The following is a 26,379-nucleotide window of genomic DNA, read 5'->3' on the forward strand; positions in this document are numbered from 1 at the left end:
ATCACGACGGGCTGTCCTGCAGGTGGGTCTCGGCGATCGTGCGGGCGAGGCGCTCGACCAGTGGCCCGGCCTCGGTCATGCAGCGCTCGACGTCGGGCTCGATCTCGGTCAGGGCGTAGGCCGCCTCGATCCCAGCCGCCCGGAGCTCCTCGTCGCCGATCGTCCGCCGGCCGCAGACCGCGACGACCGGCACCCCGTGCTTGGCCGCCGCGGACGCGACGCCGACCGGGGCCTTGCCGCGCAGCGACTGCTCGTCGAGGGAGCCCTCGCCTGTGATCACCAGGGCCGCTCCCTCGGCGTGGCGGTCGAAGTCCACCAGTTCGAGCAGATACTCGATGCCGGCCCGGATCTCGGCGTGCAGGAAGGCCAGCGCGGCGAAGCCCACTCCCCCGGCGGCTCCGGCGCCCGGCTGGGCCGCCACGCCCATGCTCCGCACGGTGCCGTCGTGCTCGACCGCCCCGGCGAGGCTGTGCGTGTGGGCGGCGACCGCGGCCAGGCGGGCCAGGCCCGCCTCCAGGACGGCCACGTCGCCGGGGGTGGCCCCCTTCTGCGGGCCGTACACGGCGGCGGCTCCGTGCGGGCCGAGCAGCGGGTTGTCCACGTCGCTCGCGACGACGAACTCGATGCCGGAGAGCTCCGCGAGCGCGGAGGCGTCGATCCGGTGCAGGCTCCGCAGCGCGGCCCCTCCGAAGGGCAGGTCGTCGCCGTTCTCGTCCAGCAGCCGCGCGCCGAGGGCCTGGGCCATGCCGGCTCCCCCGTCGGTGCAGGCGCTGCCCCCGAGTCCCAGCACGATCCGCGTGGCGCCGTGCCGTACGGCGTGCAGGATGAGCTCGCCCGTCCCGTAGCTCGTGGCGGTCAGCGGCGCGGCGTCCCCGGGGAGCCTCCGGAGGCCGGACGCCTCCGCCAATTCGATCACGGCGACCGTGTCCCGGACGGCGTAGGAGGCGAGGAGAGGCTCGCCGGTGGGGCCGGTCGCCTCGACCTCCACGCGGGTGAATCCGCAGGCCACCACGGCGTCGATGGTGCCGTCGCCGCCGTCGGCCACCGGCAGCCGGACGGACGGCGTCTCCCCCCGACCGGCCAGCAGCAGCCCGGCCGCGACGTGCGCGGCCACCTGTGGCGAGGTCAGCGACCCCCTGAACTTGTCCGGTGCGATTACGACATGTCCTTTCACGGGCTCACCTTCGCAGATCGGCCGACAGGAGGCGACGGTGGGCCCGCGCTCCCGCCTCGGCCGCCGCCGCGTCGGAGACCGTCCGCAGCTCACCCCCCTCGACCACCGTCCGGCCGCCCACCAGGAGGCGGGCCAGCGGCGGAGTCTGGCCGTACGCGAAGGCGACCACCGGGTCGTCGATCGCGGCGTGGTAGCCGCCCAGCCTCCACAGGGCGATGTCGGCGAGTTTGCCCGCCTCCAGCGAGCCGATCTCGGCCTGCCGCCCGAGGCACCGGGCCCCGCCGAGGGTGGCCAGCTCAAGAGCCTGGCGGGCGGTCAGGGCGCGCGGGCCGTACCGGGCGCGCTGCATGAGCATGGCCATCCGGATCTCTCCCGCGAGCGGCGTCATCTCGCTGGACGCGGCGCCGTCCGCGCCGAGGCCGACGGGCGCCCCGGCGCGGAGCAGTTCGGAGACGCGGGCGATGCCGGCGCCGAGCCGGCCGTTGGACGACGGGCAGTGGGCGATCCCCGTCCCGGTCTCGGCGAAGCGGCGGACGTCCTTGTCGGTCAGGTGGACGCAGTGGGCCAGCCATACGTCGGGACCGAGCCAGCCGAGCTGGTCGAGATACTCGACCGGGAGCACGCCGAACTGGTCCCGGCAGTGCTCGTCCTCGTCGGCGGTCTCCGCGATGTGCGTGTGCAGCCGGACGCCGTGCGCGCGTGCCAGCTCCGCCGAGCGGACCATGAGCTCGCCGCTGACCGAGAACGGCGAGCAGGGCGCGACGGCGATCCGCAGCATCGAGCCGAACGACGGGTCATGATATTTCCGGATCGCGTCCTCGGTGGCCTGGAGGATCTCGTCCGCCCGCTCGACGACGTCGTCCGGCGGCAGGCCGCCCTGGGACTGGCCGCGGTCCATCGAGCCTCGGCACGGGTGGAACCGTACGCCCACCTGCCGGGCCGCCTCGATCTCCGCGTCGAAGAGGTCGCCGCGTCCCTTGGGGAAGATGTAATGGTGGTCGGTCGTGGTGGTGCAGCCGGACCTCGCCAGCCAGGCCAGACCGGCGGTCGCCGCGCCCGCGACGACCTCGGCGTCCATCCTCGCCCACAGCGGATAGCTGGCGACCAGCCACTCGAACAGCGTGCCGTCGGGCGTCACCCCCTGCGAGGCCCACTGGTAGAGGTGGTGGTGGGTGTTGACCAGCCCGGGGGTGGCCAGGCAGCCGGTGGCGTCGATCCGCTCGGCCCTGTCCGGAACGGCTCCCGCCTCGCCCGCGTCCGCCGCGCCTCCCGGACCTACCGCCGTGATCCGGTCGCCCTCGATGACGATGTGGCCGGACGGGATCTCCTCGCCCACCACGGGGACGATGTAGGCGTTCTCGATGACGACCCGCCGGGTCGCATGATCACGCACAGAGGGCTCGCAGGTCACGGGGGGCGAGCGGGAAGCCGTGCATGATCACGGCGGGGGGAGCGGCAGGTCGCGGGGCGGCTCCGGGACCCTGTGCATGATCACGCTGGAGGGGGGTCAACGGGCGGCCTTCTTGCGGGTCGCGGCGAGGCGGACGGCGTCGATGATCTTCTCGTAGCCCGTGCAGCGGCAGAGGTTGCCGGCCAGCGCCTCCCTGATGTCGGCGTCCTCCGGGACCTCCGGCGTGCTCTCGATCAGCGAGTGCGCCTGGACGATCAGGCCGGGAGTGCAGAACCCGCACTGTACGGCTCCCGCATCGACGAACGACCGCTGCACCTCATCGAGTTGATCCCCCGTGGCCAGGCCCTCGACCGTGATCACCTCGCGGCCTTCGGCCTGGCCCGCCGCGACGAGGCAGGCGCAGACCGGGACCCCGTCCAGGTAGACCGTGCAGGAGCCGCACTCGCCCTGCTCGCAGGCGTTCTTGGCGCCCGGCAGGCCCAGCCGCTCCCGGAGGACGTAGAGCAGGCTCTCACCCTCCCAGATGTCGTCCGCGGCCATCCGTTGCCCGTTGACGTCGAGGTGCACCCTCACGCCGATCCCCTCCCCGCATAGTCTTTCCAGGCCCAGCCGAGCGTGCGCCGGGCCATGACGGCCAGGGAGTGGAGACGGTAGTCCGCCCGCCCCCGCACGTCGTCGATGGGCGAGGCCGCCTCAGCGACCAGCTCCCCGAACCGCCTGGCGACGCCCGGGTCGAGCGCCGACCGGCCGTCCCAGTCGAGCTCCCCGGCCAGGAACTCCTCCGCCGCGACGGCCCGGCGCGGGGTCGGCGCGGCCGAGCCGATCCCCGTCCCGGCCCGCCGCTCCCCCGGATGAAGCGCGATGGCGAACGAGCAGACCGCGATCACCATGGCGTTCCTCGTGCCGATCTTGGAGAAGTACTGCGGGCCGGTGGCCGCCGGGACGTGCACCGCCCGGATCAGCTCGTCGGGAGCGAGCGCGTGGCGCTTCACGCCCGTGTAGAACTCGCCGATCGGGATCATCCGCGTGCCCCGCGCCGACTCGGCCTCCACGACCGCGCCGGACGCCAGCAGCGGAGGATGGCAGTCCCCGGCGGGCGAGGCCGCCCCGAGATTCCCCGCGACCGTGCCGCGGTTGCGGATCTGCGGCGACCCCACCGTCCGGGCGGCCTGGGCCAGCCCGGGGAGCAGGGAGCCGAGCTCGGCGATCAGCCGTGAGTACGTCACCCCGGCGCCGACGCGGATGGTCCGCCCCTCCGTGGACCATCCGGCCAGCTCCGATATCGGATTCAGGTCGAGCAGGGCGGCCGGGCGGCCCTTGTCGAGGTTGATCTCCACCATGACGTCGGTGCCTCCCTGGATCGGCGTCGCCTCCGGCCGCCCGGCCTTGTACGCCAGGGCCTCGTCCCAGGTCAGCGGGCGCAGGAAGTCCATCACGTCACTCCCAGGCCGGTCCGGCGGCGGGGGCGTCGTCGCGCAGCACCGCGCCCTCGATCAGCCCGTACGGCCGGTCGGCCGCGAAGAACACCTCGTTCTCGTTGCCCAGTCCGAAGGGCGACAGGTCCACGAGGAGGTGGTGCCTGTTCGGCAGCGAGAGCCGCGCCTCGCAGATCTCGGGGCAGCCGGCCAGCACGCGGGCGCCCATGGCGTAGAGGGTCTGCTGCAGGGACAGGCTGTAGGTGTCCGCGAACGCGGCGAGCATGGCCTGCCGCGCCCTGTCGTATGACTTGTCCCAATCCCGTTCATCCGGCTCGGCGTGCCGCCAGGAGGCGTTCACGGCCGTGGCCAGGATCCGGTCGCGGGTCTCCGGCAGCGTTGTGTACTCGTCCTTTATGTAGCCCCAGAACTCCGAGTTGGTGGTGTTGAGGAGCACCAGGTCGGCCAGGCCGGAGACGACCCAGGCGCGCGAGCCGTCGTAGTGCGCCACGCACGTGCGGGTCTCCCGGCCCGACCGGACGAACGAGTGCCCGGAGGCGGCGTTGCGCTCCCAGGCGTACTCCTCGACCGCGACCCGCGCGTGGTGGATGGTCGGCTGCGAGTCCACGAAATGCCGGGCCAGGAGCAGGGCGAAGTCCTCGATCGCGCCGATGCCGTGCTTCCCGGCGAACGCGTAGACGGTGTTCTTCTGCGCGTCCGTGGTCAGCACGGCCGAGTTGTCGCCGCTCAGGTGGACGGCGCTCATGTCGCCGGAGAGCGCGGTGCTGACGTTGAGGTCCTTGATGCTGTGGGCGTCCCCGTGGCGGGTGACCCGCACGACCCTGGTCTCGGCCTTGCCGTACCTGTTGGGACCCAAAATGATCATGCTAGCTTCCCCGGTAGGTCGAGTAGGCGAACGGGCTGAGCAGCAGCGGCACGTGGTGGTGCTCGCCGGCGTCGCGGATGGTGAACACGACGCTGACCTCGGGGAAGAACGCGTCCTCCCCCAGGTAGGCCCCCGTGTCGAAGACCAGCCGGTAGGTGCCGGGGCGCGGGTCGGCGCCGGCGATCCACTTCCGGCCCAGCGGCGACCACTCACGGATCCGGCCGTCCTCATCGGTGCGGCCCTCGGCGACCGGCACGAAACCGTGCGCCGCGCGGCGCGAGAGCCGTACGAACAGGTCCTTGGCGGGACGGCCCCGGGCGGTGTCCAGCACGTGCGTCGAGAGGCTCACCGGCCCTCCCACAGCTTCGCCAGCCTCAGTTTTACGATCTTCGAGAGCTCGTCCCTGACGATCTTCCGTTCGGTCTCCTCGTCGTTGGCGAGCCGGGCGAGCAGGATGTCGAGCATCTCCTCGGCCCGGCGGCCGGTCGCGCAGATCAGGTAGACGTGCCCGAACCGCCTCTCGTAGGCCAGGTTCCCCTGCGCGATCGCGTCGAGGATGGCCGGGTCGGCGCCCGCCGTGCCGGACTGTTCTCGCCGCGACCAGGCGGCCTCCGTGTCGTTCCCGGCCGGGCGCTCGCCGATCCTCGGGTGCGCCGCCAGGGCCTCCTCCACGCCCTCCCAGCTCAGGCCGGCGACGGCCGCCTGTCCCGCCGTGACCAGCTCACCGGCGTCCCGGTACGGCCGGCCCGCCGCGACGGCCGACACCCACTCCGTGGACGCGCAGCAGGAGCGGAGCTCCTCCTGGCTGAGTTCTCGCATGCCAGCAAGTAGACAGCCCGCTCCGCGACCCGGGCTAGCGACGGGAACGCCCAACCGCCCGTCCGCCGCCGAGGGACGGTTTGTACGTTGTCACAAAGGGGGCGTCACGCGAAGACGGGGCCGGTCACGCAGCAGCCGTCACTACGCTGGAGGTCACCATGACTGCTTCCAACCTCATCGGCGGCCACGTGTTCGTCGCCGGCGGCCTCGCCACGGGCGGCCTGCGGTACGCCGCCGACATCGGCGCCGAGATGATCCAGGTTTTCGTCACCAACCCGCGCGGCTGGGCGCTCAGCGAGGGGAACCCCGCCGAGGACGCGAAGCTGGGCGAGTCCGGCGTGCCGGTGTTCGTCCACGCCAACTATCTGGTGAACTTCGGCTCGCCGACCCCGGCGACGCTGGAGAACTCGGTCGCGGTGATCCGGCACACGCTCCGCCGCGGCGCCCGGACCGGCGCCCTCGGCGTGGTCGTCCACACGGGCTCGGCCGTCAGCCAGCCACGCGAGGACGCCATGCGGCAGATCCGCGAGCACCTGCTGCCGCTGCTCGACGAGATCCCCGGCGACGGCCCGGACCTGCTGCTCGAACCGATGGCCGGGCAGGGCCAGATGCTCTGCGCCACCGTGCAGGACCTCGGTCCCTACCTGGACGCGCTCGACTTCCACCCCAAGGTGGGGGTCTGCCTGGACACCTGCCACGCGTTCTCCGCCGGTCACGACCTGGCGGCTCCCGATGGGGTGCGGCTCACGCTCGACGCGCTGCACGAGGTGGCCCCCGGACGGCTGAAGCTGATCCACGCCAACGATTCCAAGGACACGTGCGGCTCCAAGCGGGACCGGCACGAGAACATCGGCGCGGGGCACATCGGCGCGCAGGCGTTCAGTGACCTCATGCGCCACCCCGTCGCCGCCGGGGTCCCGATCTGCATCGAGACGCCCGGCAAGGCCGACAAGCACCGCGAGGACATCGAACTGCTCAAGAAGCTCCGCGGCGACTGAGATCCACCGGCACAACCGCCCACAGGCCGTCTTAGCGCCCGCCCACAGGCCGTCCTGACGCTGGCCGCACGCGTCCTCACGCCGGCCGCACGCCGCTCGAGGCCGGCCGGTTCTCCGACCGGGGGGCCTCGGGCGATCCGGCGCCCCCGTATGGCCGGATCGCCCGCATTGACGCCCCCCGTCACGCAGGGCCGGGCCCTTCCCCCCCGGTAGGGCCCCGCCCGGTAGCCCCAAGGTGAGAACCTGCTCACCTCGTCGGCTACCCCGCGTGTCTTGCGACGCGGGAAACACTACGAGGGGTAATCATGCGGGCGGATGGACCTTCGGATGAGCGGTCCCTAGTTCGCGCCATACGGCCCGCCGTACCACGATGAGCGGAGCCTCCCGGACGACGAGCGGTCGATCCAGGCGCACACAACCACGGGTGTGCACAACGTCGCCGTGATCACGCACAATCGGTGGAATTGGGCGACGTGCGGAACTGGCGGACCAGTTGCTCGCGGACCTGCCTCGTGTGCCGCCTGCTCACCGGAAGAGTCTCCGCCCCTACCTGGAGCACCACCCTGCCCGCGTCGAAACGCAGCTCGCTGACGTGCCGCGCGTTCACGAGCGTGCTGCGATGGGCTCTGATGAAGCCGGAGCCGCCCCAGCGGCGTTCCAGCGCCGCCAGGGACATCCGCACGAGGTACGCCTGATCGGCCGTGTGCAGGCGGACGTAGTCGCCATGGGCCTCGGCGTACCGCACATCCTGCTGCGCCAGAAAGCGCGTGCGGCCGCCGAGCTCGACCGGGATGACATCCGTGGCCTCCTCCCCAGAAGGGGGCGCCAGGGCCGCCCAGAGCCTCCGTACGGCCTCCGCGAGCCGTTCGGGGCGTACGGGCTTGAGTAAGTAGTCGACCGCCTCCAGCTCGAACGCCTGGACCGCGCAGTCGTGGGCGCTGACGAAGACGAGCCGGGGCGGCGTGGGGAAGCCGCCGATCAGCCGGGCGAGATCCAGGCCGTCCAGCCCCGGCATCCGGATGTCGAGGAACACTCCGTCGAGGCGCTCGCCCGCCACGATCATCTGGACCATGTCCTGGAGCGCCACCCCGCCGTCCGACGCCGTGGCGACGTGCTCCACCCGGGCGTCCTGCCGGAGGAGATAGGCGAGCTCGGACAGCGCGGGGACCTCGTCGTCGACCGCAAGAACGCGCAGCATGGCCACACCGTGCCGTGCCGCTCCCCCGCTTCGCAAGCCGAGCGTCCACAATGTGTGACATTGCGACTACAGTTCGCACACATCGCGGGCCTACACCGGGCTGTGCTCCGGGCGGCATTTCGGGATCCGCAGCTGGATCCGCGTCCCCTCCCCTGGCGAGGTCTCGACCACCAGGCCGTAGTCACGGCCGTAGATGTGGCGCATCCGGAGGTCGACGTTGCTCAGCCCGATCCCGCCCTTCGGCTCCTCGCCGAGGATGGCCCTGGCGTGCTCGGGGTCCATGCCGATCCCGTCGTCCTCGACCGAGATGTGCGCCTCGGACCCGGCGTCCTTGATCACCACTCTGACCTCTCCGGGCATGCCGTGCTTGATGGCGTTCTCGACCAGCGGCTGCAGGCACAGGAACGGCACCGGGACGCGCAGCACCTCGGGGGCGACCTGCACGGTGAACCGCAGGCGGTCGCCGAATCTCGCCCGCTCCAGCAGCAGGTAGCGGTCCACGCAGCTCAACTCGTCGGCGAGCGTGGTGAAGTCGCGGGCCCTGCGCAGCGCGTAGCGGGTGAAGTCGGCGAAATCCAGCAGGAGCTCGCGGGCCCGCTCGGGATCGGTGCGGACGAACGACGCGATCGTGGTCAGCGAGTTGTAGACGAAGTGCGGCGAGATCTGCGCCCGCAGCGCCCGCATCTCGGCCTCCAGCGCCCGCCTGCGGGAGGAGTCGAGCTCGGCGAGCTCGAGCTGGCCGGAAACCCACCGGCCCAGCTCGGTCACCGTGCGGACCAGCGAGGCGCTGACCGCCGTGTCGTAGGCCGCCAGCGTGCCCACGACCCGGCCCTCGACGGTGAGCGGCACGACCACGCCGCTCGGCTCCCCGGGCGCCAGGTGTGCCCGGCCGCCCATCATCGCCGCTCGGACCTCGCCGAGCACCCTGTCGTCCTCGGGGACGCCGTCCCCGTCCCTCGCGAGCACGCGCTCCACCGAGGTGACGGCGAGCGCGGAGGTCCCCAGCAGGGTCCGCAGGTGCCGTACGGCCTTGCGCGCGGACTCCCTGGTCAGGCCCGCCCGCAGCGAGGGGGCGGCCAGGCCCGCGATGTGCAGCGCGAGGAACGTCGCCTCGCCCGCCAGCTCGCGGCGGCGCGGCCACCTGCGGGCCAGGACGAACCCGAGAGCTCCGGACAGAGCTCCGGACAGGGCTCCGGACGCCGCGCAGAGCGCCACCCAACCGGCTACAGACACGCCGGAAACCGTAGCCCCTCGGAAGGCTCACGGCGGGCCGTCGCCCGGCTCCTCCTGATATGAGTAGCGCTGCTCCTTCCAGGGGTCCGCGACGTTGTGATAGCCGCGCTCCTCCCAGAAACCCCGCCGGTCCTCCGTCAGGTATTCGATGCCGCGCACCCATTTGACGCTCTTCCAGGCGTAGAGGTGCGGCACGACGATGCGTACGGGATAGCCACGCTCGGGCGAGAGCGGCTTCTCGTTGATCTCGGTGGCGAACAGCGTGGTGTCCCTGGCGAAGTCGCTCATCCGGAGGTTGGCGCTGTAGCCGTACTCGGCCCATACCATGACGTGCCGCACGCCGGGCGCGGGAGGAACCCTTTCGAGCAGCGCCGACGCCGGGTGGCCGCCCCACTCGTTGCCCATGAGGGAGAACTTGGTGACGCAGTGGAAGTCGGCCACCACCGTCGTGCGCGGCAGCCCGGAGAACTCCTCCCAGGTGAAGTCGTGCGGCTCGCCCGAGGCCGTCGCGCCGAGCACCTGGAACCGCCACGTCTGGGGGCGGAACGCCGGCACCCTGCCGTAGTGGATGACCGGCCGTCCGCGGGGGATGTACTGCCCCGGGGGCAGACGGTTCTCCTCCTCAGCGTTCTCCGGCACGGACGCCATACTGCCACCAGCGAGAAGATCACCCGGCACCGGACCCCTCGTGTCACGGATCCGGCGGTGCGAACGATGCGCTATATTTCGAGCCATGCGCACCGCTTTCGCGTTTTGGTATGGCGACGGACCCGTGAGGACCGCTCGCCCTCAAGCGCTGCGCTGACAGCCAAGGCGAACGAAGGCCCCGGGTCCACAAGGACCCGGGGCCTTCTGCGTTTGTAAGGGAGCATCACATGGTCATCGTCATGGGGCCCGAGGCCACGCAGGACGACATCGAGTCGATCGTCGAGCTCGTCGGCTCCGCCGGCGGGGACGCCTTCGCCAGCCGCGGCGTGAGCCGTACGATCATCGGGCTGATCGGCGACGTGGAGCAGTTCACGGCGCTGAACCTGCGCGCCATGCCGGGCGTCGCCGACGTCGTCCGGGTCTCCACGCCGTACAAGCTGGTCAGCAGGGAGAATCATCCGGAGCGGTCCACGGTCACGGTGCGCGGCGTGCCGATCGGCCCGGAGACCGTCACGCTCATCGCCGGGCCCTGCGCCGTGGAGACCCCGCGGCAGACCCTCGAAGCGGCCGAGATGGCCAAGGCGGCCGGCGCGACCCTCCTTCGCGGCGGGGCGTACAAGCCGCGCACCTCGCCGTACGCCTTCCAGGGGCTGGGCGAGGCCGGGTTGCGCATCCTCGCGGACGTCCGCGAGCAGACCGGGCTGCCCATCGTCACCGAGGTCGTCGACGCCCACGATGTGGCGCTCGTCGCGTCCTACGCCGACATGCTGCAGGTCGGCACCCGCAACGCGCAGAACTTCGCGCTGCTCCAGGCCGTCGGGGCGGCCGGCAAGCCGGTCATGCTCAAGCGCGGCATGACGGCGACGATCGAGGAGTGGCTGATGGCCGCCGAGTACATCGCCCAGCGGGGCAACCTGGACATCGTGCTGTGCGAGCGCGGCATCCGGACGTACGAGACGGCCACCCGCAACACCCTGGACATCTCGGCGGTGCCCGTGGCGCAGCGGCTGTCCCACCTGCCGGTCATCGTGGACCCGTCCCACTCGGGCGGCCGGCGTGACCTCGTCCTCCCCCTGACCCGGGCCGCGATCGCCGTGGGCGCCGACGGTGTGATCATCGACGTCCACCCGCATCCCGAGCAGGCCCTCTGCGACGGCCCTCAGGCCCTGGTGGACGGCGACCTCTCCGAGCTGGCCACGATCATGCGGGAGTTCCCCCCGTTGGTCTCCCGCACCCTGGCCAAGCCCGCCGCCCCAACCCCGGCGTGATCATGCACAGGTTCCCGCGCACCCCCCGCGACCTGCACCCCACCTCGCCGTGATCATGCACAGGTTCCCCGGCAAGGCCCGCCACCAGCGACGACCCGATTCGTGATCATGCGAGTCATCACCCGGTACGGCTCGCGCCACAAGCGGCCAGCCGTACCGATCTGTGCATGATCACGGCGAGGTGGGGGGGATCACGGCGAGGTGGGGGTCAGGCGTCGAGTTTGTAGGCCTGGATGGAGTCGGCGAGCTGGGCGGCGAGGTCCTCGGCGTCGAGGCGGCGCTCGATCTGCTTCAGGTCCTCGATCTTTGCCCGGGTCTCGGCCGAGCGGGGGGCGAGCAGCGTGCAGCAGTCCTCGTCGGGAAGCTCGGAGATCTCCAGGGTGCCGATGCGCCGGGCCTCGGCGATGATCTCGGTCTTGTCCAGGCCGATCAGCGGCCGGAAGATCGGCAGGTCGACGGCGTTGTCCTGCGCGGTGATGTTCGTGAGGGTCTGGGACGACACCTGGCCGAGGGAGTCGCCGGTGACCAGCGCCTCCGCGTGGATGCGGTGGGCCACCTCCTCCGCGGTCTTCAGCATCAGCCGGCGCTGCGCGATCATGTTGAGCCGCTCCTGGCCGGACGCCTTGATCGACTGCTGTGCCTTGCCGAACGGCACGACCCACAGCCGTGACTTGCCCTGGAACCTGTCCAGGCTCCGGACCAGCGCGTACGCCTTGTAGATCGACTCCGACGTGGTGAACGGGATGCCGGAGAAGTGCAGGAAGTCCACGCGGAGGCCGCGGCGCATCATCCGGTAGGCCGCGACCGGCGAGTCGATGCCACCGGACATGAGCACGAGGGCCCGGCCGCTGGAGCCGACCGGGAGGCCCCCCTGGCCGGGACGGCCGCCCGTGAACAGGAACACCTCGTCCCTGTCCACCTCGATGTGCACGGTCAGCTCGGGGTTCTTGAGGTCGACCGGCAGGCCGTACGTGTCGTTGATCGCGCCGCCGACGAGGTGGTCGATCTCGTTGGAACGCAGCGGGAACCGCTTGTCACGACGCCGGGACCGTACGGCGAAGCGGGCCTTGCGGGCCACCTCGCCGGTGTCCTTGATGAGCTCGATGGCCGCCTTGGTGACGGCCTCCGGGTCCTTGGGGATCCGCCACGCGAGGTGGACGAGCACCAGGCCGGGCACCTCGGAGACGCGCTGGGCCACCGCCTCGGCGACCTCGACGCCGGTCCCCTCGGGGAGGAACAGCGCGATCACGCCGTGCCGCTGCCGGATATCGACCGTGTGGTCCTTCAGCGCGGCCTTGATGTTGGCCCGCAGCCGCATCTCGAAGACCTCGCGGTTCCTGCCCTTGAGGACGACCTCTCCTAACTTGAGCAGCACACAGGGCTCTCCGAGGGCGGTCATCGTCATGGGTGGAACCTCCGGACGGCGTACGGCTGCGCCACGCGGGACAACGCGGCGACGCGGCGGGAACCTCCCCACTTTAGTGCGGCATCAGGCGGGCTTATTCCCCTCCGGCGCGGCCCATGCCGGTGAGGCCGGTTCCGTTGGGGTCAGTCCAGCTCGGCCAGGCCGTTCTCGATGGCGTACCGGACGAGCTCGACCCGGTTGTGGAGCTGGAGCTTGCTGAGCGTGTTCTGGACGTGGTTCTGGACCGTACGGTGAGACAGCACCAGCCGTTCGGCGATCTGCCGGTAGGACAGGCCCTTGGCCACCAGGCGCAGCACCTCGGTCTCCCGGTCGGTCAGCCGTGGCCCGTCGGCCGCCGCGCTCGGCGGCTGGGCGGCGAGCCTGCGGTACTCCCCCAGCACCAGACCGGCCAGGCCCGGCGTGAACACCGCGTCGCCCTCGGCGGTGCGGCGGACGGCGTCCAGGAAGTCCTCCCGGCTGGCCGATTTCACAAGATATCCGGACGCGCCGGCCTTGACGGCCTCCAGCACGTCGGCGTGCTCGGCGCTGGCCGACAGGACGAGGACCCGGGGCGGGTTCTCCGACGCGCCGAGCCCCCTGGCGACCTCCACACCCGGCAGGTCGGGAAGCTGCAGGTCCAGCACGACCACATCCGGGCGTACGGCTGCCGCGATCCGGAGCGCCTGGCGGCCTTCGCCCGCCGTGGCGACCACCTCGTATCCCGCCTCGGTCAGATCGCGGGCGACCCCGTCCCGCCACATCGGATGGTCGTCCACCACCATGACCCGCATGCCCGGCCGCCCTTCACCCCGTAACCCCGAGGACCTGATCTGGACATTCATACACGTTTGCGGCGATCGAGGGCCCGGCGCGCCAAGGGGATCGTCAGCTCGATCTCGGTCCCGGTCTCCGAAGACGTGATCGTCACCGTGCCTCCGAGGTCGGCCACCCGGCCCCGGATCGAGCGGGCGACCCCCATGCGGCCGTCGGCCTCGGCCTGCTCCAGCCGCCCCTCTGGGATCCCCTGGCCGTCGTCCCGCACGGACACGACCACCGTCTGTCCGTCCTCCTCGACGAGCACCCAGGCCCTTGTGCCGTCCGGGCAGTGCCGCGACACGTTGTCGAGGGCCGCGCCCACGGCCGCTCGCACCTCCCGCGCGGTCTCGGCGGGAAGGACCAGCGGCGTCGCGGGAGCGGAGACCGTCACGCGTGCCGTGCCGTACGGCCTGAGCAGCTCGCGCAGGTCGAGTGATCCCTCGCCACGCACGGCGGGGGCCTGGACGAGGGCCCGCAGCGCGGCCTCCTGCTCTCCCGCGAGCCTGCCCAGCTCGGCCGCCTCGCCGCCGATCTCGGCCCCTCGTCTCTGCACGAGCGCGAGCACCTGGAGCACGGAGTCGTGGATCCCCCGGGCCAGCCGCTCTCGCTCCCGGCCGATCGCCTCCAGCTCGACGGCCCGCTGCATCCGCTCCTCCGCCCGCCTCGCGAGCTGGGCGACGTGCCCGACGACGACTCCGGCCATGAAGAGCAGCACCGCGCCGTTCACCGGGATGGAGGCGACATCGGCGCCCGGCACTCCCCTGAGCCACAGGTCCGCGCCGGACATCACTGCGGCCGCGACCGCTCCGGCGCGGCGGCCACGGGACACGCCCCACGCCAGGACCGGCCCGGCCACCCAGGTCGCCGTGACCGGGATCGTCCCCGCGAGCGCGTCGGCCCGGGTCTGGGCGAGCGGCGTCGCCAGCAGACACCCGGCCGTCACGGCGAGGTCGGCGACGAGCAGCGGCCAGCCGTGTCTCGCGGGCGGGGCGGCGGGATGGACGACCGGGTAGGCCACGACCGTGACGGCCGTCCAGACGGCCATGACGGCGATGACCGCCCAGGCGGCGACCGGGTGACTGTAGCCCCCGGCTCTGACCAGGAGGACGGCCGCGTAGGCCAGGGAGGCGATCCGGAAGACCGCGATCGCCCGCCAGAACGGCCCCTCGATCCCCATCTCCCCCACCTCTTCCCCGCCTCGTCCGGCCTCGTCCGGCCTCGTCCGGCCGAGTACGCGTACGGCTCCCGCCACACGATGGCGGGAGCCGTACGGACGCGGGCTGTTCCAGCCGAAGGCCTCGGCGTTCTAGCCGAAGAAGACCTCGGCCTCCTCGTAACGGGAGACGGGGACGGTCTTCAGCTCGGCGGTCGCCTCGTTCAGGCTCACGCGGACGATGTCGGTGCCCTTGAGGCCGACCATCTTGCCGTAGTCGCCCTCGTGGACGGCGTCGATCGCGCCGAGGCCGAACCGGGTGGCGAGCACGCGGTCGTAGGCCGTCGGCGTGCCGCCGCGCTGGATGTGGCCGAGGACCGTGGTGCGGGCCTCCTTGCCGGTGCGCTTCTCGATCTCCTGGGCGAGCATCTCGCCGATGCCGCCGAGGCGGACGTGGCCGAAGGCGTCGAGCTCGCCGGCCTGCAGGGCCATCTGGCCCTCGATCGGGTGGGCGCCCTCGGCGACCACGATGATGGGCGCGTAGCGGGTCTTGAACCGCGACTCGACGTAGGAGCAGACGCGGTCGATGTCGAACGGCTTCTCCGGGATGAGGATGACGTTGGCCCCGGCGGCCATGCCGGCGTGCAGCGCGATCCAGCCCGCGTGACGGCCCATGACCTCGCAGATCAGCGCGCGGTGGTGGGACTCGGCGGTCGTGTGGAGGCGGTCGATGGCCTCCATCGCGATGTTGACCGCGGTGTCGAAGCCGAAGGTGTAGTCGGTGGCGTTGAGGTCGTTGTCGATCGTCTTCGGCACGCCGACGACCTTGACGTCGCGGTCGAAGAGCTGCTTGGCGACGCCCAGGGTGTCCTCGCCGCCGATGGCGATGAGCGCGTCGACGCCGGTCGCGGCCAGGTTCTCCTTGATCCGCTCGACACCGCCCTCGATCTTGATGGGGTTGGTGCGGGAGGAGCCGAGAATGGTGCCGCCACGCGGCAGGATTCCCCGGACGGCCTGGATGTCCAGCGGCATGGTGTCGCCCTCCAGGGGGCCGCGCCAGCCGTCGCGGAAACCGACGAACTCGTGCCCGTGAACACCGATGCCCTTGCGCACGACGGCGCGGATCACGGCGTTCAGCCCGGGGCAGTCGCCGCCCCCCGTTAGGACTCCAATACGCATGGCGGATTCCTCCATGTGAGATTACGCGCATATGAGGGTTCGCGGCGCGGGCTGATGATGCGGGACGCCGGCACGATACGCACCGCATTCTGCCCGAGCCGCCAACAATGGTCTAGACCATGAGTGAGGCTATGTGACCGGGCCTGCCACGACAACTCCCGGCCCGGGCACGCCGGACAACGGTGACGCGAAACACAGTCTCCCACGAGGAGGCCGGGCGGAGGCCGGGCGGAGGCCGGGCGGAGGCCGCGAGCCGCTACCTGAGCACGGGTCCGCGCACGATCTGCGCGGCGTCGTCGGCGTTCACGGAGACCGGTGTCGTCCGCTCCACCTGGGAGGTGATGTCCACGCCGTGCCTGAGCTGCGTCCACAGGCCGAGGATGGCCGCCGCCTGGGCGACGATGAGCGCCACGCCGCTGCCCGCCGCGCCGAGCCGGTAGACCGCCACGACGGGCGCGAGCCGGAACGCCCACGATCCCGGCCTGGTCTGGAGGGCACGCGCGTCCATGAGCACGGCGACGGCCGTCAGCACCAGGAACAGCAGCAGGATCCGCACCAGCGACCCGCGCACGGGCGCCTGGCCGAGCATGTTGTTGAGCATGCCGTGCGCGCCGGTCGCGGCGGCGTAGGCCAGCACCGGGATCAGCGGCTTGAGGTAGCCGCGGCGTCCCGGCAGCTCCCGCCAGAGCGCGCCGAGCACGAACCCGGCGACCGGCCAGAGCAGCAGGCCGCCGATCAGGTCGGCGGCCAGCGTGCCCACGCCTCCTGCGGCGTCCAGCCGTTGCAGCCAGCCGTCGTTGCCCTCGCTGTCCGTGCTCCACGTCGCCCAGAGGAGGAAGGCCGCCGCCGGGGCGCCGACCACTGTGGCGTACGTCGCGGCCAGCCGGGCGTTCGCCCACCAGGAGGCTCCCGGGCCGCGGGTGAGCGCGACGTCGAGCGGGGTGAGGCCGTCCTCCCTGCCGGGGTCGAGCCCGATCTCCGCGCGCAGGGTCCGGATCTGCTCGACCACCGGGGCGTTCTCCGCCTCGTATTCGGCGTCGCGCAGGTCGCCGGTGGCCCAGCGCTGGCGCAGCCGCTTCTCGCGCGTCTCCAGGTCCCGGCATCTGGCCACGATCACCGCCAGCCTGCGCCGCGACGCCTCGGGCACGGCGACGGCCCGGTGCCGGGTGGCCCGGAGCAGCGGCGCGAGGACCGCCAGGCCCACGAGGGCGGCCAGCGGGAAGGGGATCAGCGCGTACCATCCGGGCCACCGGATGAGCCCGAGCACGAACAGCAGCACCACCAGCCAGCGGGTGCGGGGCGTCAGGTCGTCGAGGTAGCGGCGGTGCAGCCGGAGCAGCACGAGGAGCAGCAGCACCACGAGCGGCCACATCGCGTCCGCGACCGGGTAGAGCGCCACCAGGCCCATGTCGAAGAACGCGAACGTCTCCCCCCGCAGCGCACGGGCGGCGTACGGCTCGGCGATCAGCAGGATCACGAGCAGGCCGAGGGCGGGGACGCTCCACCTGAGCAACGTCATCACGGAGGGGGGCACGCGGCCGTCCGGCACGCGGGCGGCGCGGACGGCGAACGCCCACAGCAACCCGACGACGACCAGCCCCGCCAGAGCGGTGGCCCCCGCCCATCCGGCCAGCTCCACCGGGCCGGGTGGCCCCAGGCCGCCGGCGCTGCCCGGCCACGTCCGCCCGGCGGCCCAGCCCGCGAGGGGCGCCGCCACGGCGAGCGCGACGACGCCCCAGCGCGCGTACGCGGCCCGGCCAACGGACAGGAGCGGCCACGCGACGACGGCGAGGGCCGCGCCCAGCAGCCCCGTGGCAACCACTGGGGCCGGCGCGAAGGGGCCGGGGTCGTAGACCGACAGCAGAGCCGCCACCTTGATCGCCGAAATGAGGGCCACGACGCCGATGAGCAGCCGGGCGACGAGGCGCTCCTTCCCCGGCTCGCCGGTCGCGGGAGCGCGCAGCGCCCGCACGAGCACGGCGACGAGAACGAGGTAGGGCAGCAGGAACGCGACCAGCCCGGCGAGGAAGCCCGCTTCCCAGCCGGCCGACGTGATCCAGAGCTGGAACCGCGACCGCGGGCTCATCTCCACCGCCAGGGCGACCGGCGCGAACCGCCGGGGATCCGCCTCGGCCGTCCAGACGAAGGTGCGCCCCGGACCGGTGGCGGACGGCAGCGGCCCGACGTCGTGCACGGTGAACTCGGGCACCCGGACCGTCACGCGCCGCCATTGGGCGTCCACGAGCCCCGAGGCCCGCAGGCCGGGCGCGGGGTTGAACCGGAGACGCCAGGCGAGGTCACGGTCGAGCGTCCGCGTAACGCCGACGTTCCAGTAGCCGAGGGTCACCAGAGGATCGGCCGGCCCGGCGTTCCCGGCGTACGGGGCCAGGACCGCCTCCTCGGTGCCCGTCACGATGATCTCCTTGCGGTCCGGCGACTCGGTCACCGTACGGCTGGGCACCCGGCCGCCGAGGTCGGCGGGAAGGAGACAGCTGACGGCCTGGAGGTCGGACGCGTCCTCCCCGTCCCGCCACAGGGCGGAGGCCCCCGGCCAGTCGCGCGGCACGCCCACCTGCGTCCTGACGATCACCTGGGTGAAGTCGTGGCCGCGCTCGGCCAGCCTGAGCGAGCTCTCCACCCACGCGTACGCCGGAGGCCCGTAGGCGCACCCCGTCGCGGCGTAAGCGGGCGCCGGGGAAAGAAGCGGAGAAACGAGCAGGATCGTCAGGATCGTCACGAGTGCTCGCAACCGCCACCTCCGTCGTTTCGCGAAGAACATCCTTCAGAAAAGTCGCTTCCCTTACGCGTGGGGTTACACCTCCGTTATGGTTGACGCAGTCAACGAATTACTTGAGGTGGTCAATGGACATGGTGGCGGAGGTCCGTGCGTTCAACCGCTTCTACACCGAGGTGATCGGAGTCCTCGGGGCCGGGATGCATGACACGCCCTACTCGCTGACGGAGGCGAGAGTGCTCTTCGAGCTCGGCGGCGGGGAGACGGCCGAGGCGGCGGCCATCAGGGAGCTGCTCGGCCTCGACGCCGGATACCTGAGCCGGATTCTCGCGAGGTTCGAAGGCGACGGGCTCGTCTCCCGCGACAGGTCGGCCGAGGACGGCCGCCGACAGATCGTCCGGCTCACCGGCAAGGGCCGGGAGGCGTACGGCATGCTCGACGAGCGATCGGCCGCCGAGGTGGAGACGATCCTCGGCGGACTGACCCAGGAGGAGCGCCGCAAGCTGGTCGCGAGCATGGCGGCGATCCGCGGCCTTCTGGACCCCGCCGAGGCGCGGGAGCCGTACGTCATCAGACCTCCGCGGCCGGGGGACCTCGGCTGGGTGGTGCACCGGCACGGCGCGCTCTACGGCGAGGAATACGGCTGGGGCGTTGGCTTCGAGGGCCTCGTCGCCCGGATCGTCGCCGACTACGCGGGCGAGAACGACCCCGCGAAGGAGGCGTGCTGGATCGCCGAGGTCGCCGGCGAGGCCGCCGGGTGCGTGTTCTGCGTGCGGAAGGACGACACGACGGCCCAGCTCCGCCTGCTCCTGGTGGAGCCGTCGGCGCGCGGCATGGGGATCGGCGGGCGGCTCGTCGACGAGTGCCTGCTGTTCGCCCGGCGGGCGGGCTACCGGCGGATCATGCTGTGGACCAGGGACGTCCTCGTCAGCGCCCGCCGGATCTACCAGGCGGCCGGTTTCGAACTCGTCGAGCGGCACCCGGGCGAGGAGTCCGGCAAGCCCGTCACCGAGGAGATCTGGGCCCGCGACCTCTGACTGGTCCTGAGGCACGGCATACGAAGTCGTCACCTCGCCCTGTCCCCTTGACCTGAGGCAGTCTCACGGCACCGAGGCATTCGCTTCTTCGGTCGCGGGCCGTCAGCGGCTGTTGGCCAACCGGCGAGGGAAGATTCCCTCTCGTCTCCGCTGTTGGGCCCTTCGCCGTACTCTGAGCCGTGAACGGGCCTCCTACCTGCCGGGCGTCCAAGCAGTGGCCGGTAGGAGGCCCGGCGCCCTACCGGGCGCCTTAGTGATCGCGAAGCCAGATGATCCAGACCACCCAGGTGATGAACCTGGCGGCCGCGAGGATCAGGCGGGCCTTCTGACAGCGATCACTGTCACGACGGGCCGGCTCCATGCCGTTACGTCCCTTCTCCGCCGGGCCATCCGGCGGCGCCGGCCGTACGCCCCGAGGGGAAGCGGACCAGCGGGTTGTCCTCACGCGGGGCGTGGGGCTCAGGCGTCTGGCGCGATATTTCCGCTTCAGCCGATAGGGATTAGGGGTTATGCTCCGTTCAGCGAGCGTGCGGCCACTCCCACCAGCGAGGCGACATGCGGTTCCACTGGTTCCTCCCCACGGCGGGTGACGGGCACTACGTCCGCCCCGCGACCACCACCGTCGCGGCCGGGCCGACGGCGCCCCGGATCCCCACGCTCGACTACCTCACACAGGTGGCCAGGGCGGCCGAGTCCGCCGGGTTCGACGCGGCGCTCACCCCGGTGGGCTCCGGCTGCCCCGACCCGCTTGTCGTCTGCACAGCCGTCGCCGCGAGGACCGAGCGGCTGCGCCTCCTGGTCGCCTTCCGGCCGGGGTTCACGCTCCCGACGCTGCTGGCGCAGCAGGCCCGGACCTTCCAGGAGATCAGCGGCGGCCGGATGCTGCTCAACGTGGTGACCGGCGGCGACTCCCAGGAGCAGCGGGCCTACGGCGACTTCCTCGATCACGACGAGCGCTACGCCCGGACCGCCGAGTACCTCCACGTGCTGCGTAAGACGTGGGAGGGCGAGCCGTTCGACTTCGAGGGCGTCTACCACCGGATCGAGGGCGGCGGCCTGGCGACGCCGCTCGCCAACCCGCCGGAGATCTACTTCGGCGGCGCCTCCCCCGCCGCCGAGCGGGTCGCGGCCGAGCACGCCGACGTCTATCTGATGTGGGGAGAGCCCCCGGCGATGATCGCCGAGCGGCTCGGCCGGATGCGCGAGGCGACCGCCGAGACCGGGCGCGCCCTGCGGTACGGCATCCGCCTCCACATCATCGCCCGCGACACCTCGGAGGAGGCGTGGGCGCACGCCAGACGGCTGCTCAGCGGGATGGACCCGGAGCGGATCGCCGCCGCCCAGGCCAGGTTCGCCCGGATGGACTCGGTGGGCCAGCGCCGCATGGCCGGCCTGCACGGCGGGTCGGCCGGCAGCCTGGAGGTCTCCCCGAACCTCTGGGCGGGCGTCGGGCTGGTCCGCGAGGGGGCCGGGACGGCGCTCGTCGGCAGCTACGACGAGGTGGCCGAGAGGATCAGGGAGTACGCCGCGCTCGGCCTCGACGAGTTCATCGTCTCCGGCTGGCCGCATCTCGAAGAGGCCCTGCGCGTGGGCGACTTCGTCCTCCCCCGCCTCGCGGGCGCCTCCGCCGCGGCATGAGCACCGGCACCACCCCCGGCCGATCGGGGCGGGGCCTGGCGGGCCGGGCTGGGGCGGGCGGCGTCGCTGCGGCTTGTCCGGCCCGGCTCGCGTGCCGGGTCATCCTCTGAAGGGGCCGCTGACCTCGTACGTGATGCCCGCGCCGGTTGAGCCTCCGCCGCCCGGGTTCGCGCTGCCGCGTGGGTTCGCGCTGCCGGCTTGGTGGGCACCGCGCTGGGACGAGAAGTAGAGCCTGCCGCCGTCGGGCGAGAACGCCGGGCCCGTGATTCGCGACCCCTCATGCCCTTCGACATGCCCTTCGACGCGGAGGAAGGGGGAGACCACGCCGTCGCGGGCGATGACGTTGATCTCCATGACGCCGTCGTCCTCCGCGACGAACAGGCCTCCCCGGGTGGTCATGACGCCGTTGCCGGGTTCGTACGGCCGGGCCTCGCCGTCATGGTCGTACGGCTGGGCTCCGCCGTCATAGAGGACCGTGACGCGCTCGTTCACCGCGTCGTAGGCGTACACCCGGCCGTCGCCCCTGGTCGTGAAGTAGCAGAACCCGTCGGCGTAGTGGCAATCCTGAGCGCCGTCGAAGCGCCGGGCGCCCTGGACCTGCTCTCTGGCCGGTACGGACATCGCGCTGGGGTTCCTCACCGGCTTCCAGATCGCGGCCTGCTCGCCGGTCGTTCCAGCCAGGGCTTCCAGAGTGCCAGTGGTCAGGTCGCCCCAGTCTTCCGGACGGAACCGGTACAAACAGCCGTCCGGCTCGTCCTCGACGAGGTAGACGACCCCCCTGTCGGGGTCGATCGCGACCCCTCCGTGCCTGAACCGCCCCATCGGGAGGCGCGGCAGCCCGGCGCGGTAGCCGTACGGATCGCACTCGAAGACCCGGCCGAGAGGGGTGGCCTCGCACGACAGCCAGGTGTGCCACGGGGTCGCCGCGCCCGCGCGGTTATGGTCGGTCCCGGACAGGATCCGGTATCCGCCGCCCACCGTCCCGTCCGGCTCGAACCGCACGGCCGACACGCCTCCGAGCAACGGGACATCGGAGTTGGACACGTAGATCCAGCCGTCGCCGTCAGGGAAGCACGCTCCCCCGCCGGGGGCGGCGTGCCAGGTCACGCCGCCGACCCGCTCACCGGACCGGCCGACGATCCGGCAGGAGAAGCCCTCAGGGAGCGCGACGCCGTTGCCGTCCGCCGCCCGCAACGGGCCGAAGGGACCGCGTTCCGGCGGTCGCGCGGGCTGCGTCCGGGTCGCGGACTCCGCCTGCGGCGGCACCACGCGGGCCAACCGCCAGAGCGAGCCCGACAGTGGGGCGAGAGCTCCGGACCGGACGGACGTACGGCCCACCATGACCGCCTCCTCGACCTACGCCTATGGACATGCGTTATGGACCTGCGTTATGGACCTGCGTTATGGACCCGCGCTTACTTGCCTGCTGAACGCCCTCGTTCACCGGTGTCCCGTTCCCCGGCTCACCGTTCGCTACCGCGCCCGTGGGACGTCGACTGAGACATCCACCCGCCGCCGGAACCCCGGCCCAGTCGATCGGAACGAGATGAACAGGCAGGCGAGCCACGTCTTTCCTGCGGCCAAACTTTCCACGAAGCATGGCCGGTCATGACACCGGCCGCTGACCGTACGGCGCCTCGGCGCATGTTGACAGTGTCATTGTGACAGTGTCACTATGTGGGCATGAGCGAGACCTGGACCATCGGCGAGCTGGCGGAGCGGGCGGCGGCCCTGCTCGGCTCCGAGCCGCGCGTGAACGGCCGGGTTCGAGAGGTCCCCAATGAGCGGCTGATCAGGTGGTATACGACGATCGGCCTGGTTGACCCGCCGCTGACCCGGCGCGGAAGGGTGGCTCTCTACGGGCGTCGTCATCTGCTCCAGCTCCTGGCGATCAAGCGTCGCCAGGCGGACGGACTCTCGATCGCCGCCATCCAGACCGAGCTCGCCGGAGCCACCGACAGCATGCTCCAACGGGCGGCCGGCCTTTCAGCCATGGCCCCCGACGCGGCCGTGCCGGCCGATGCCGACATGCCGAAAAACACGCCCGTCGGGAGCACCCCTTTCGGGACGGTCACACCGGACAGCCCTTCCGAGCAGGAAGGCACCGCCACGCGGAAGGCCGAAGTCGCGCGGGGCAGGGCCGTCATGCCCGACGGCCACACCACTCAGGCCGACGGCGTGGCCCCAGCCAGTCGTCAGCGCTTCTGGACACGGCCCGCTCCCCCAGCCGCGCCGGTGCCCGCACCGGAATCCATGGCGGAGGGCGCCTTCGCGACCACGAGAGAAGCCGCGTCCGTGGGTACAGCCACGGGAGAGCCGCTGCCCGTGGCGACCGTGGCGGCAGCCGACACTGGGCTGCCTACTGACGTCGTGTACGGGGTCCGGCTGGCGCCGGGGGTGACGGTAATGCTCGATCTCGCCGGCCGTACGCCGACCGCCGATGACATAGCCGCGCTCCGGCGAGCTTCTGAACCGCTCCTCGCCACGCTGGCCGGGCTCCACCTCACGCGAGACAGCAAGACTCCCCGGACCCGGGGCAACACACGCTCCGACCACGCTGAAGGGATGACGCCATGACCGTTCCCATCACGCCTTTGCGGCCGGAGGAGTGCCGGCCCCTGCCGGACGCCGGCCTGGGGGCACTCGAGACCGAGAAGGGCAACCTGCCACTGGAAAGCGTCGATGTCACGGCGCGCGTGACCGGGCTCGTGGCCGGAGTCGAGGTGGTCCAGGGCTTCCGGAACCCGTTCGACGTGTCGCTGGAGGCCACGTACGTCTTTCCGCTCCCGCCCAGAGCAGCGGTCACCGCCTTCCGGATGGAGGCCGACGATCGGGTCATCGAGGGGGTGCTCAAGGAGCGCGGGCAGGCGCGCGCCGACTACGACCGTGCCCTCGCGGAGGGCAGGCGAGCCGCGATCGCAGAGGAGGACCGGCCCGACGTCTTCACCATCCGCGTCGGCAACATCGTGCCCGGCGAGCACGTCAAGGTACGGCTCACGCTGAGCCAGCCGCTCCCGTACGAGGACGGCGCGGCCGAGTTCCGGTTCCCGCTGGTGGTGGCACCGCGCTACATCCCGGGCGCACCGCTCCCCGACTCCCCGGCGGGTGACGGCGTGGCGCCGGACACCGACGCGGTGCCCGACGCCTCCCGGATCACCCCGCCGGTGCTGCTTCCCGGATTCCCCAATCCGGTACGGCTCTCGCTGGCGACGACGATCGACCCGGCGGGGCTCGACCTCCGCGAGATCCGCTCCAGCCTCCACGAGGTCTCCCGCGAGGGGGACACGATCAGCGTCCGGCCCGGCGAGCGCCTCGATCGCGACTTCATCCTCCGGTTGGCCTTCGACGCCTCCACCGCGCTGGCCCTGCTCCCCGACGCCGAGACTCCCGGAAAGCAGACTCAAGGGAGCGGGACGCCCGGCGTCGGCGTGAGCGACAGCCGCCAGGCACAAACCCAGGAGAGCGGAAGCCGCGAACGCTCCAAGGCGCCGTCGCGGCAGTCGTCCCAGCGGCCAGCAGGCGGCTCAGGGGAGGGCTCCCAAGATGACCCTGAGGGGACCTTCACACTGACCGTGGTGCCGCCTTCCGACGCGGCGGCCGACGTCCACCCGCGTGACGTGGTGCTGCTCCTCGACCGCTCGGGCAGCATGACCGGATGGAAGATGGTGGCCGCCAGGCGGGCGGCGGCCCGGATCGTCGACACTCTGACCGAGCGCGACCGGTTCGCGGTCCTGTCGTTCGACTCGGTCATCGAGCGGGCCTTCCCCGGCGGGCTGGTGGAGGCCACCGACCGCAACCGCTACAGGGCGGTGGAGCACCTGGCCCGGCTGGAGGCCCGTGGCGGCACGGAGATCCTCGCCCCGATGGAGGAAGGGCTCCGTCTGCTGGGCGAAGCCGCGCCACGGAACCACGGCGCCGGCACGGGCACCACTCCACCGGTGGCCACCACGGCCGGCTCGACCGGCTCGGACGGCAGGCCGGCGGGTGACTCTCCGACAGACCGCGTCCTCGTGCTCGTCACGGACGGGCAGGTGGGCAACGAGGACCAGATCCTGGAGCGGACCGGGGCTCGACTCGGCGGCATCCGGGTGCACACGGTCGGCATCGACCAGGCCGTCAACGCGGGGTTCCTCGGCAGGCTGGCCCTTCTCGGCTCAGGCCGGTGCGAGCTGGTCGAGTCGGAGGACCGTCTCGATGTGGCGATGGAGCACATCCACCGGAGGATCGGTTCGCCTCTCGTCACCGACATCGCGTTGAAGGCCGAGGGCCTCGACATCGTCGCCGACACCGTGACCCACGTCGGTTCGCTCTATCCAGGCGTCCCGCTGACCGTCTCCGGACGCTACCGGGGCCGTCCATCGGGAGCGATGACCGTACGAGGTCTGACCCCCGACGGCCGGCCGTGGGAGACACGGGTGAGCGGCCAGGAGGTTACCGGCACCGCGGCGCGGGCCGTATGGGCGCGGGCACACCTGCGGCGGCTGGAGGATCGGTACGCCATCGGCGACCGTTCGCTGGAGCAGGAGATCGTCGTCACGTCGCTCAAGTTCGGCGTGCTGTGCCGGTTCACCGCGTTCGTGGCCGTCGACTCCCGCGTGGTCGCCGACGGCGGCCCCGGGCATCACGTCATCCAGCCCGTCGAGATGCCGGGCGGCTGGGAGATGCCGGTGGCCATGCCGATGATGGCTGCGGCACCCATGGCCAAGATGGCGGCGTTCACCACCACGACCAGTGCCGAGTGGACGACGGACGAGGCCGTCGCGATGGGCGGCGCCTCACCGTCCGCTCCCCCGGCGCCCATGGCGCCCGGCCAGGCGCGGGTGCCGTACGCGGCGGCCCCAGCTGCCGCGCCCGGCTCCATGGGACGGGTGACGGGCGGGCGCGGCTTCTCCGTGGGAGCGCGCATGCCGCACCCCGGGCGCGACAGGGCTCCGGCGACGGACCTCGACGGTGTCCGCCCGCTGCTGTCGGAGGAGCTGGTCCGGCTGCGGGAGGCCGAGTCGCTGCCGGAGCTCGGCAGGCGGCGCTACCTGGCCGACCTTGCCAGCCGTCTCCGGGTGATCGACCAGATGATCGGCGGCCACGCCGAGCTCACCGCGCTCGCGGTCGAGCTGGAGACGGCCGAGAGGGCCGCCACGGGCCTCGACGCCCTGTGGCGACGTGCCATCGACGCGCTGACAGCACTCATCAGCGGCTCCGAAGCGAGCTCCGAAGAGAGCTCCGAAGAGAGCTCCGAATCGAAGCCAAAGAGCCGCCGGGCCTTCTGGAAGCGCGCCTGACGACCGCGGCGTTACAACCAACGACCCGAGTGCCCGGCGTGGCAGCGCCCGGCCCTCGGGTCGTTCATTGGGGTGTTCGATCAGTGAG

Annotated in this window: 22 protein-coding genes; 6 read left to right on the forward strand and 16 right to left on the reverse strand. The window is 72.0% G+C overall.

Translation table 11 applies throughout. From position 1 onward, the window contains the following. Position 1 precedes the first annotated feature (1 nt). The 7 genes from ABH927_RS06325 to uraD all read right to left on the reverse strand — a co-directional run bounded on the left by ABH927_RS06325 (position 2) and on the right by uraD (position 5,705). Complete coding sequence (locus ABH927_RS06325) at positions 2-1,174, reverse strand: glycerate kinase (RefSeq protein WP_370018905.1); 1,173 nt, start codon at positions 1,172-1,174, stop codon at positions 2-4. A gap of 4 nt (positions 1,175-1,178) precedes the next feature. Next, entirely contained in the window at positions 1,179-2,567 is a 1,389-nt protein-coding gene (locus ABH927_RS06330; RefSeq protein WP_370018907.1) for an 8-oxoguanine deaminase, read from the reverse strand. Positions 2,568-2,681: 114 nt separating this feature from the next. Then, positions 2,682-3,158, reverse strand: coding sequence for a (2Fe-2S)-binding protein (locus ABH927_RS06335; RefSeq protein WP_370018909.1), 477 nt, complete (start codon positions 3,156-3,158; stop codon positions 2,682-2,684). Continuing rightward, the gene (locus tag ABH927_RS06340; RefSeq protein WP_370018911.1) at positions 3,155-4,018 is read right to left on the reverse strand and encodes a xanthine dehydrogenase family protein subunit M; all 864 of its coding nucleotides are present in this window, start codon (positions 4,016-4,018) and stop codon (positions 3,155-3,157) included. The genes ABH927_RS06335 and ABH927_RS06340 overlap by 4 nt, the downstream gene beginning before the upstream one ends. Positions 4,019-4,022: 4 nt before the next feature. Next, positions 4,023-4,886 (reverse strand): factor-independent urate hydroxylase, encoded by an 864-nt coding sequence (gene pucL / locus ABH927_RS06345; protein ID WP_370018913.1) that lies wholly within the window; start codon positions 4,884-4,886, stop codon positions 4,023-4,025. 1 nt (position 4,887) lies between these two features. After that, entirely contained in the window at positions 4,888-5,235 is a 348-nt protein-coding gene (uraH, locus tag ABH927_RS06350; RefSeq protein WP_370018915.1) for a hydroxyisourate hydrolase, read from the reverse strand. Beyond that, entirely contained in the window at positions 5,232-5,705 is a 474-nt protein-coding gene (gene uraD / locus ABH927_RS06355; RefSeq protein ID WP_370018916.1) for a 2-oxo-4-hydroxy-4-carboxy-5-ureidoimidazoline decarboxylase, read from the reverse strand. Before uraD ends, uraH begins: the two co-directional genes overlap by 4 nt. A gap of 158 nt (positions 5,706-5,863) precedes the next feature. On the opposite strand from uraD, the gene ABH927_RS06360 reads away from it, so the two are divergent. Further along, entirely contained in the window at positions 5,864-6,703 is an 840-nt protein-coding gene (locus tag ABH927_RS06360; RefSeq protein WP_370018918.1) for a deoxyribonuclease IV, read from the forward strand. Positions 6,704-7,148: 445 nt separating this feature from the next. Here the strand turns inward: ABH927_RS06360 and ABH927_RS06365 are convergent, their stop codons facing one another. From ABH927_RS06365 to ABH927_RS06375, 3 genes are all read right to left on the reverse strand, one after another. Further along, positions 7,149-7,901: a LytR/AlgR family response regulator transcription factor gene (locus ABH927_RS06365; RefSeq protein ID WP_370018920.1), complete on the reverse strand. Its 753-nt coding sequence runs from the start codon at positions 7,899-7,901 to the stop codon at positions 7,149-7,151. A 90-nt stretch (positions 7,902-7,991) separates the two neighbouring features. Beyond that, positions 7,992-9,134 (reverse strand): sensor histidine kinase, encoded by a 1,143-nt coding sequence (locus ABH927_RS06370; protein WP_370018922.1) that lies wholly within the window; start codon positions 9,132-9,134, stop codon positions 7,992-7,994. Positions 9,135-9,161: 27 nt separating this feature from the next. Continuing rightward, the gene (locus ABH927_RS06375) at positions 9,162-9,782 is read right to left on the reverse strand and encodes a sulfite oxidase-like oxidoreductase (protein ID WP_370018924.1); all 621 of its coding nucleotides are present in this window, start codon (positions 9,780-9,782) and stop codon (positions 9,162-9,164) included. A 227-nt stretch (positions 9,783-10,009) separates the two neighbouring features. Here ABH927_RS06375 and aroF point away from each other — a divergent pair, with 227 nt between their 5' ends. Beyond that, positions 10,010-11,050, forward strand: coding sequence for a 3-deoxy-7-phosphoheptulonate synthase (aroF, locus tag ABH927_RS06380; RefSeq protein ID WP_370018925.1), 1,041 nt, complete (start codon positions 10,010-10,012; stop codon positions 11,048-11,050). A gap of 208 nt (positions 11,051-11,258) precedes the next feature. Here the strand turns inward: aroF and thiI are convergent, their stop codons facing one another. From thiI to ABH927_RS06405, 5 genes are all read right to left on the reverse strand, one after another. Further along, positions 11,259-12,455, reverse strand: a complete 1,197-nt coding sequence (gene thiI / locus ABH927_RS06385; RefSeq protein ID WP_370018927.1) for a tRNA uracil 4-sulfurtransferase ThiI — start codon at positions 12,453-12,455, stop codon at positions 11,259-11,261. 143 nt (positions 12,456-12,598) lie between these two features. Then, positions 12,599-13,237, reverse strand: a complete 639-nt coding sequence (locus tag ABH927_RS06390) for a response regulator (RefSeq protein ID WP_370019055.1) — start codon at positions 13,235-13,237, stop codon at positions 12,599-12,601. Between the two features lie 56 nt (positions 13,238-13,293). Beyond that, positions 13,294-14,448, reverse strand: coding sequence for a MacS family sensor histidine kinase (macS, locus tag ABH927_RS06395; RefSeq protein ID WP_370018929.1), 1,155 nt, complete (start codon positions 14,446-14,448; stop codon positions 13,294-13,296). A 129-nt stretch (positions 14,449-14,577) separates the two neighbouring features. After that, a complete protein-coding gene (locus ABH927_RS06400) occupies positions 14,578-15,603 on the reverse strand; it encodes a 6-phosphofructokinase (protein WP_370018930.1) in 1,026 nt (341 codons plus the stop codon). Positions 15,604-15,859: 256 nt separating this feature from the next. After that, positions 15,860-18,352, reverse strand: a complete 2,493-nt coding sequence (locus tag ABH927_RS06405; protein WP_370018932.1) for a DUF6185 family protein — start codon at positions 18,350-18,352, stop codon at positions 15,860-15,862. Between the two features lie 113 nt (positions 18,353-18,465). Here ABH927_RS06405 and ABH927_RS06410 point away from each other — a divergent pair, with 113 nt between their 5' ends. Both ABH927_RS06410 and ABH927_RS06415 read left to right on the forward strand, forming a co-directional pair. Beyond that, positions 18,466-19,374: a GNAT family N-acetyltransferase gene (locus ABH927_RS06410; RefSeq protein WP_370018933.1), complete on the forward strand. Its 909-nt coding sequence runs from the start codon at positions 18,466-18,468 to the stop codon at positions 19,372-19,374. Between the two features lie 555 nt (positions 19,375-19,929). After that, positions 19,930-21,012: an LLM class flavin-dependent oxidoreductase gene (locus ABH927_RS06415; protein ID WP_370018935.1), complete on the forward strand. Its 1,083-nt coding sequence runs from the start codon at positions 19,930-19,932 to the stop codon at positions 21,010-21,012. A gap of 99 nt (positions 21,013-21,111) precedes the next feature. On the opposite strand, the gene ABH927_RS06420 is transcribed toward ABH927_RS06415, so the two are convergent. Beyond that, positions 21,112-22,353, reverse strand: coding sequence for an alkaline phosphatase PhoX (locus tag ABH927_RS06420; protein WP_370018937.1), 1,242 nt, complete (start codon positions 22,351-22,353; stop codon positions 21,112-21,114). Between the two features lie 342 nt (positions 22,354-22,695). Here ABH927_RS06420 and ABH927_RS06425 point away from each other — a divergent pair, with 342 nt between their 5' ends. Further along, positions 22,696-23,589, forward strand: coding sequence for a helix-turn-helix domain-containing protein (locus tag ABH927_RS06425; protein WP_370018939.1), 894 nt, complete (start codon positions 22,696-22,698; stop codon positions 23,587-23,589). After that, positions 23,586-26,291 carry a VIT domain-containing protein gene (locus ABH927_RS06430; protein ID WP_370018941.1) on the forward strand — a complete coding sequence of 902 codons (2,706 nt, stop codon included), beginning with the start codon at positions 23,586-23,588 and terminating at the stop codon, positions 26,289-26,291. Before ABH927_RS06425 ends, ABH927_RS06430 begins: the two co-directional genes overlap by 4 nt. The last annotated feature ends 88 nt before the right edge of the window (positions 26,292-26,379 follow it).

It is taken from the genome of Planotetraspora sp. GP83 (genome assembly GCF_041262585.1).
Classification (GTDB): Bacteria; Actinomycetota; Actinomycetes; order Streptosporangiales; family Streptosporangiaceae; genus JAOEGB01.